Source organism: Pseudokineococcus marinus (assembly GCF_013004605.1).
Classification (GTDB): Bacteria; Actinomycetota; Actinomycetes; order Actinomycetales; family Quadrisphaeraceae; genus Pseudokineococcus; species Pseudokineococcus marinus.
The window spans coordinates 1-1,744 of the sequence record NZ_JABEMA010000464.1 but is presented as its reverse complement, the minus strand read 5'-3'; the positions used below and the strand labels follow the sequence as shown (position 1 = coordinate 1,744).

The window sequence follows — 1,744 nt, the reverse complement described above, 5'->3', positions numbered from 1 at the left end:
GGGGCCCGGGCCGTAGCATCGCCGGGCCCGCCGGGGGGCCCGGCGCGAGGCCCGCGGCCGGGACCGCCCCGTCCACGCCGTGGTCGACCGGACCACCGGACATGCCGAGGTGCTCCCGTGCTCACCGACCTGCGCACCGCCCCCCTCCCCGCCGACGCCGGCGACGCGGTGGTCGTGGTCGGCTCGGGGGCCGCCGGCATCGCCCTCGCGACGACGCTCGGAGCCGCCGGGCGCCGCGTGCTCCTGCTGGAGTCGGGCGGCGACGTCGCCGACGCCACGGCGATCGGGCGCGGCGACGCCCTCAACGGCGGGGTGGCCGACGCGCTGCCCTTCAACGGGCTCGGCGAGGGCCGGGCACGGGTCCTCGGCGGGACGACGCAGCTCTGGCACGGCCAGTGCATGCGCCTGCACGAGATCGACGTGGCGCCCCGGCCGTGGGTGGCCCGCAGCGGGTGGCCCCTGTCCCTCGCCGAGCTGGGCCCCTGGTACGAGCGCGCGGAGGAGTGGCTGGACGTCTCGGGGCGGGGCTACGGGCCCGACCGCTGGTCCGAGCACCCCGGCCTCCCCCCGCTGGCGTGGGACGGGGACCACCTCCTGCACGACTTCACCGAGTACATGCGCCAGCCGTACCTCGGCACCGAGCACCGCGCCGCCCTCGCTGCCTCCTCGCACGTCGAGGTGCTGCTGCACGCGACCGTCGCCCGGGTGCGCACGTCCGACGGCGCGGCGACGGGGCTGGAGGTCGTCCTGCCCGACGGCACGCGCCGGGAGCTGGCCGCGCGCGAGGTCGTCCTCGCGGCGGGCTCGATCGAGAACGCCCGGCTGCTGCAGCTGAGCGACGCCGACGGCGTCGGTCTGGGGGAGGGCCGCGAGCACACCGGCCGGCACCTGCAGGACCACCCCATCATCCGCACCGCCGAGGTGCTCCCACGCGACTTCCGGGTGCTGCAGGACCGCTACGTCGTGCTCCGCCGCGACGGGCGCCGGCTCTTCCCCAAGGTGCGGCTGGCGCCGCGGGCGCAGGAGGAGCACGGCCTGCTCGACGCGACCGCCGTCTTCGTCCACGAGCACGCCCACCCCGGCCTCGAGGCGAGCCGCCGGCTGCTGCAGGCGGCGCGGCGCCGCACCGCACCTCCGCACCTGCTGCGGGAGGTGGCGACGGCGGCCACGGCCGCTCCCGCCGTCGCCCGCACCGCCTACCGCCGCCTCGCGAGGGGCATGGCCATCGGCGAGCGGCCCTCCCACGTGTGGTTGCAGCTGTGGGTGGAGCAGGCGCCCCAGCCGGACCGCCGGGTGCGGCTCGCCGAGGAGGTCGACGCGCACGGCCTGCCCCGGGCGCGGGTGACCTGGACGTGCGACGACCTCGAGCTGGAGACGACGCGGCGGCTCACCCGCTGGGTGGCGGACGACCTGCGCCGTCTCGGCGTCGCGGAGGTGCGCGAGCTGCCGTCCATGGCCGACGACGCGGCCTGGCGGTCCACCGTCACCGACGCGGCGCACCCGGCCGGCACGACCCGGATGGCGCTCGACCCCGCGGACGGCGTCGTCGGCACCGACCTCGAGGTGCACGGGGTGCGGGGCCTGTCGGTCGTCGGCGGCAGCGTCTTCCCCACCTCGGGGTACGCCAACCCGACCCTGACGATCGTCGCGCTCGCGCTGCGGCTCGCGGCACGGCTCGAGGGGCGCGAGGCGGTCCGCGGCGCCTGACGCGCGGCGGCCCGGCGCGGCCACCGGCGTGCCGGAC

General features: G+C 78.4%; 1 protein-coding gene. It reads left to right on the top strand.

The window, feature by feature from the left end; genetic code table 11:
• Positions 1-117: 117 nt before the first annotated feature.
• The gene (locus tag HLB09_RS16620) at positions 118-1,707 is read left to right on the top strand and encodes an FAD-dependent oxidoreductase (protein ID WP_171204408.1); all 1,590 of its coding nucleotides are present in this window, start codon (positions 118-120) and stop codon (positions 1,705-1,707) included.
• The last annotated feature ends 37 nt before the right edge of the window (positions 1,708-1,744 follow it).